At 40.9% G+C, this 4599-nt stretch carries 4 protein-coding genes and 1 pseudogene; 4 read left to right on the forward strand and 1 reads right to left on the reverse strand.

Going from position 1 to position 4599, the window contains the following annotated elements:
- Positions 1-937 (reverse strand): SGNH/GDSL hydrolase family protein (locus AC52RT_RS10365; RefSeq protein WP_495540674.1); only part of this gene is annotated, 937 nt, incomplete at its 3' end.
- A 308-nt stretch (positions 938-1245) separates the two neighbouring features.
- Here AC52RT_RS10365 and AC52RT_RS10370 point away from each other — a divergent pair.
- From AC52RT_RS10370 to AC52RT_RS10385, 4 genes and pseudogenes are all read left to right on the forward strand, one after another.
- A pseudogene (locus tag AC52RT_RS10370) lies at positions 1246-1329 on the forward strand (YjcZ family sporulation protein); the annotation flags it as partial.
- Between the two features lie 160 nt (positions 1330-1489).
- Positions 1490-2461 carry a S66 family peptidase gene (locus tag AC52RT_RS10375; RefSeq protein WP_495540675.1) on the forward strand — a complete coding sequence of 324 codons (972 nt, stop codon included), beginning with the start codon at positions 1490-1492 and terminating at the stop codon, positions 2459-2461.
- Between the two features lie 264 nt (positions 2462-2725).
- Complete coding sequence (locus AC52RT_RS10380) at positions 2726-4066, forward strand: aspartate aminotransferase family protein (protein WP_495540676.1); 1341 nt, start codon at positions 2726-2728, stop codon at positions 4064-4066.
- Positions 4067-4148: 82 nt separating this feature from the next.
- On the forward strand, positions 4149-4599 hold a 451-nt coding region (locus AC52RT_RS10385), incomplete at its 3' end, for a CoA-transferase (protein WP_495540677.1).

The raw sequence follows: 4599 nt of genomic DNA on the forward strand, positions 1-4599 counted from the left end.
TACTAAGCTCTGCGGTCTTTTTACCATCGATAAATACAGTGATTTCACCCCCATCAGGGCTGCGCAGCACCTGTAGACCAAGCATTGTCCCTGTAAAGTGATAGGTCACGGAAGTGGCTTTTTTTTCACCTTGTAAATAGCTCCCATGCTTGAAAAAGCCGTCAATGACGTCAGGATTTTCCACCGTTTTGAATGAGAAATCAACATCCTGGCCTAACGGACTTGGCAGTTTGGAAATCTGTTTATTAACAGATGCATTTTTTTCTAACGCTTTAAAAATGGAATCTGTATAGAGCTGATATCCAGCGCTATTTGGATGAATCCCGTCTTTAGTTAACTGTTTTTCCGTTTGGCCTGAATTAGCGAAAACAGGTCTCATATCGATATGGGTTGTGTGATAATGAGCGGAAAGTACGTTTATTACTTGTGCAAACTGGTCGTTTTTCAGAGAGCTTTCCGTTATGGTAACGATATCAGCTCGTGGAAAGGTTTTTTTAACGTGTCGGATTAACCCTTCATATTGCTGCTTAAACTGATCAGCTGACATATATTTTCGATCATTTTCACCAAAAACAATGAAGACGAAGTCTTGATTAGGAGAGGTATCACTTATTGAGAATTTATAAAAACCTTCAAAAGCAGTTGAACCACTTTGGACGATTTTATCACTTTTACTAGAAGAACCATATGTCGATTTGATTTTCTTTTCAAGCAGTGTAAACCATGTTTGTTGAGGAGTTTCTGCCCCTGAACTACGTCCAATACTGTCTCCAATAATTAAATAGCGTATAGGCTTACCGTTAAGCATTTTCTCGTATCCAGTCTTATTCCCATTGGACCCATATGTTTCAACCATATCTTGAAACAGAAATAAGCTAAATAAAAATACGAGCATGACAAAAGAGACGAGCGGCAGTAATCTTTTTCTTTTAGGCAACATTTTTCCCCCAACATATTATTCCATCTATTATAACCTTAAAAAGGAAAATAGGTATATGTAAACATGTATTTTTTATCATTAAGTTCTTCGGTAATATCTACCTAGTTAATGGGGGTGCATATTTTTCTTATTACAAAAATGGGCGAATGCACAGTCCGATGCAGGCGTGTTTACATATGGTAAGGATGTAGTGAGATATTAACAAAGGAGTGGAAGAATATATGTACGGAGGATATGGCGGCGGATACGGCGGAGGATACGGCGGAGGATACGGCGGCGGCTGTGGCGGTGGCTACGGATACGGCGGCGGCGGCTTCGGCGGCGGCTTTGCTTTAATCGTTGTATTGTTTATTCTTTTAATCATTATTGGTGCTTCATTCTGTAACTAATATTAGGTTTAAGGCCAGCCATTTAATATGTGCTGGCTTTGCTTCTTTAAAAAAATACCGTCAGCGTGTCTTTTTTGCCTTCTTGATTTCTGCTATAATAACCTAAACTTGGAAATTGTAAAAATGTAAAAATACATACAGAAACTGGAGCTGGAGAGACATGCTGCCTGAAAGATTGAAAGCTGGAGATGAGATTCGAGTACTTGCACCATCACGAAGTTTAGCCATTGTTAAGGGGGAGCAAAGACGGATTGCAGAAGAACGTTTAACAGAGCTAGGCTTTATCGTTACCTATGGAAGAACAGCGATGGAGCATGATGATTTTTTTTCTAATTCTGTGGAAGACAGGATTACTGACATTCATGAAGCCTTCGCCGATCAAAATGTCAAAGCGATATTTACGGCAATTGGAGGATATAATGCCAATCAATTATTGGGTTACCTTGATTATGAATTAATTAAGAGCAATCCTAAGATCCTAATCGGTTACAGTGATATTACGGCAATCACACTCGCAATTTATCAAAAAACAGGGTTAATTACCTATTCTGGGCCGCATTTTTCTTCATTCGGAATGAAATCAGGTTTTGAATATACATTAAATTCTTTTAAACAAGCAGTGATGACAGAAAAAGAGTATCTAATTGAACCTAGTGAAACTTGGAGTGACGATTCCTGGTACCTAGATCAAGAAAACCGTACATTCCATGTTAATAATGGATATGGTGTTTTACAGGAAGGACGTGCTGAAGGGACGATCATTGGCGGTAATCTATGTACAATGAATCTATTACAAGGAACCGAGTTCATGCCTTCGTTTGACAATAGTATTCTATTTATTGAGGATGATAATGAAATTCATCCATTTACCTTTGATCGTGATCTACAGTCTCTTCTTCATCAACCGGGTGCAAGTGGAATAAAAGCGGTTGTCATTGGCCGCTTTCAAAAGGAATCTGGGATGACTGAATATGCGTTGCAACAAATTATTGCCACAAAACGAGAATTACAGGGAATTCCTGTGATTACCAATGCTAACTTTGGACATGTGTCACCATTTGCCACGATTCCAATTGGCGGAAGGGCAGTTATTGAAGCTTATCATGGTAAGGCAACTATAAACGTGCTGTAAAACCCAAACCATCTTCTGCATCAGGAAGATGGTTTTGTTTTGTTCTGAGTGTTCTTCGGGAATTTAAGAAGGACTGTATAATACCCTTTCAAAACGTATAGGGTATTTCTTTATTTTGTTTGATTTTATAAATGAAAGAATAAGGACGTTATGAGTACAGTAAAAGTATTTTATTCGTATATTCAGTGTTTTGGATGAAAGATTCTTCTATAAGGCACATACACTTTACTAGAATGGATGTTTTGAAGGGAGCTGGAGCGTAACGTGAATTCCACATCATTAATCAAACCGGTTCTGAGTGTGGTGTATCCTGTCATCAGTCATGGGAAAGGCGTTTTTTTATATGACAAGGACGGTAAGGATTATCTAGATGCATCATCTGGAGCTGTCACAGCAAACATCGGCCATGGTGTGGAGGAAATTAATCAAGCAATGCTAGAGCAGGCAGGAAAGGTTTCTTTTGTCTATCGGTCACAATTCACGAGTGATGCGGCAGAAAAGCTTGCTGATAAACTGGCGCTGCTGATTAAGGGCAAGCTGCGATGGAGCTTCTTCGTCAATAGTGGATCGGAAGCGACTGAGACTGCATTGAAAATTGCGATTCAGTATTGGCAGGAGAAAGGGCAGCCAAGAAAAAATCGAATCATCTCGAGATGGATGAGCTATCATGGCATCACGCTAGGTGCGTTATCGATGTCTGGTCATCCACTCCGCCGAGAGCGATTTACCTCTCTTCTTGAATCGTATCCTTCGATACCAGCTCCCTATTGTTATCGGTGTCCGCTGCGGTTAGAACCTGGTACTTGCGGGCTTGCCTGTGCGAATGAATTGGAGGTGTCTATTCTCCGAATTGGTGCAGACAACATTGCTGCGTTTATAGCCGAGCCTGTCATTGGTGCAGCTGGTGCAGCTATTGTTCCACCGGATGGGTACTTTCAAAAGTTAAAACAGATATGTGAAAAATATGACATTCTTTTCATTGCTGATGAGGTGATGACGGGAATGGGGAGGACTGGAAAAGTACTTGCTTCAGAACATTGGGGCGTAGAGCCTGACATTGTTACGCTTGGTAAAGGGATGAGCGGCGGGTATTCTCCTATCGCAGCTGCAATTGTGACAGAAAAAGTCCTTGAGCCGATTATGAATGGATCGAAATCCATTATGGGGGGGCATACATTTAGTGCAAATCCGTTATCCTGTGCCGTGTCACTAGCGGTGCTCGACTATCTCGATACAAATGACATGGTTGAAAAAGCGGAGAAAACAGGGAAAGTTCTCGGGAATTTATTGAGTAAGATTGGAGAGGAATTTTCATTTATTGGCGATGTTCGCGGAAAAGGAATGCTTTATGGAATAGAATTTGTCATGGATAAAAAAACGAAGAGGTCGTTTCCGATTCAAATGGATGTAACCAATAAGATCATTAAACAAGGGATGGAACATGGGTTAATCGTTTATCCTGCTGCGGCAGGTGAAGAAGGTATTACTGGAGCAGCAGTTATCATTGCTCCCCCGCTTACAATACGCCCAGCTGAACTCATAGAATTGGGACATAGGTGGAGAAAGACGTTACAGGCCTTTAAAGATACTGCCGGGTTAGGATAGAGGAGGTAATAATTTGGCTGTATTAAGTAAAGTGTGCAGTTTTGATGATATTTTGCCATTGTTTCAGGATGAACAAAGTATTATGTTTGGTGGATTCGGCGGTATTGGAACACCGAGCGGACTGGTAGATGTACTCATGAAAGCGGGCAGCCGTGACTTACTTTTGATAGGAAATGACACGGGGTTTCCCGATATTGGCATTGGGAAACTTGTCTCAAATAGACGAGCCAAAAAACTAATTGTCTCTCATATTGGGTCTAATCCGAACGCCGGAACGTTCATGTCTAACGGAGAACTAGAAATCGAATTCTCCCCTCAAGGTACGTTGATTGAACGCATTCGGGCAGGGGGAATGGGACTCGGCGGCATTCTATGTGATATCGGACTAGATGAGGACATTGTCAGACGTGATAAAAAGCGGGTCACTGTTAATGGCAGCGAATACTTAATTGAGCCGGCATTAACGGCAGATATTTCGATCGTTTATGCCGAAAAAGCAGATGAGTTTGGTAATTTAATATATGACAAAAGTG

The organism is Peribacillus sp. (assembly GCF_059453735.1).

Bases quoted from the DNA above. Each gene is read 5' to 3' on its own strand.
- AC52RT_RS10375 (WP_495540675.1), top strand. From the start codon at position 1,490: ATGCTGCCTGAAAGATTGAAAGCTGGAGATGAGATTCGAGTACTTGCA.